Raw genomic sequence first — 1,193 nt, 5'->3', positions numbered from 1 at the left:
GGTCGTCGCCGCCCGGCAGTGGCGGGAGAGCGCCGGGACCGGGACCGCCGCCGCGCTCAGCGCCGCGTACCTCGCCGGGTTCGGCGGGTCCCACCCCCTCGCCAAGAAGGTCGGCGCCTGGCCCGCCGTCCTCGGCGTCGCCGGTGCCGTCGGCCTCGCCTCCTGGGCCCTCGCCGACCGCCGGGGACAGGGTCACCGCCGCTGAACGCGACCGCCGGGGACAGGGTCACCGCCGCTGAACGCGACCGCCGGGGGACAGGGTCACCGCGGCTGATCCCAACCGCCGGGGCTCAGGGGCTCAGCGGCCGACGCCCACGTCAGAACCCGCACCCGTCCCGCGGAACGTCGCCCGGTAGGTGCCCGGTGACACCCCCACCCCCAGCGCGAAGTGCTGTCGCAGCGACGCCCCCGTGCCGAAGCCGGACTCCGCGGCGACGCGGTCCACCGTGTGGTCCGTCGTCTCCAGGAGCTGCCTCGCCCGGTCCACCCGGCGCTGCGTCAGCCACTGCATCGGCGTCAGGCCCGTCTCCTCGCGGAAGCGGCGGCTGAACGTCCGTACGCTCATCGACTCCACCGCCGCGAGCTCCGCCAGGGTCAGCGGGTCCGCCAGGCGGTTCAGGGCGTACGTACGGGCCCTGCCCGTCGAGGTCAGGCCCGGTTCCGGCAGCGGGCGGCGGATGTACTGGGCCTGGCCGCCCTCCCGGTGCGGGGGCACCACCGTGCGGCGGGCCACCTCGGCCGCCACCGCCGCCCCGTGGTCGGCGCGGATCATGTGCAGACAGAGGTCGATGCCCGCCGCCTCCCCCGCCGAGGTCAGCACCTCGCCCTCGTCCACGTACAGGACGTCCGCGTCCACCGTCACCCCGGGGAACGCCCGCGCGAAGCGGTCCGCCGACATCCAGTGCGTCGTCGCCCGGCGGCCGTCCAGGAGGCCCGCCGCCGCCAGGACGAAGGAGCCGGTGCAGATCGACGCCACCCGGCCCGGGGCCCGGAGGGCGCGTGCCACTTCCTCGTCGAGGCCGCCCGGCTCCAGCGCCTCGTCGCTCTCGTGCGACGCCGGGACGATCACCGTGTCCGCCGCCACGACCGCGTCCAGGCCGTGCTCGGCGTAGACCGGGAAGTCCGCGTCCGTACGTATCATGCCGGGGCGGGGCGCGCAGGTGCGGACGGAGTAGAGGAGGTCCCCCTCAGGC

The 1,193-nt window shown here is 76.4% G+C and carries 1 protein-coding gene and 1 pseudogene; one reads left to right on the top strand and one right to left on the bottom strand.

Going from position 1 to position 1,193, the window contains the following annotated elements:
* Positions 1 to 205, top strand: a pseudogene (locus tag AB8Z36_RS41735) (hypothetical protein); the annotation flags it as partial.
* A gap of 93 nt (positions 206 to 298) precedes the next feature.
* Here AB8Z36_RS41735 and AB8Z36_RS41730 read toward each other — a convergent pair.
* The coding region (locus AB8Z36_RS41730; protein ID WP_369218526.1) for a GlxA family transcriptional regulator at positions 299 to 1,193 on the bottom strand (895 nt) is incomplete at its 5' end.

This window comes from Streptomyces flavofungini (genome assembly GCF_041028215.1).
GTDB classification, from domain to species: domain Bacteria; phylum Actinomycetota; class Actinomycetes; order Streptomycetales; family Streptomycetaceae; genus Streptomyces; species Streptomyces flavofungini_B.
The sequence above is the reverse complement of the archived record's forward strand: the minus strand, read 5'-3'. Positions and strand labels throughout refer to the sequence as shown.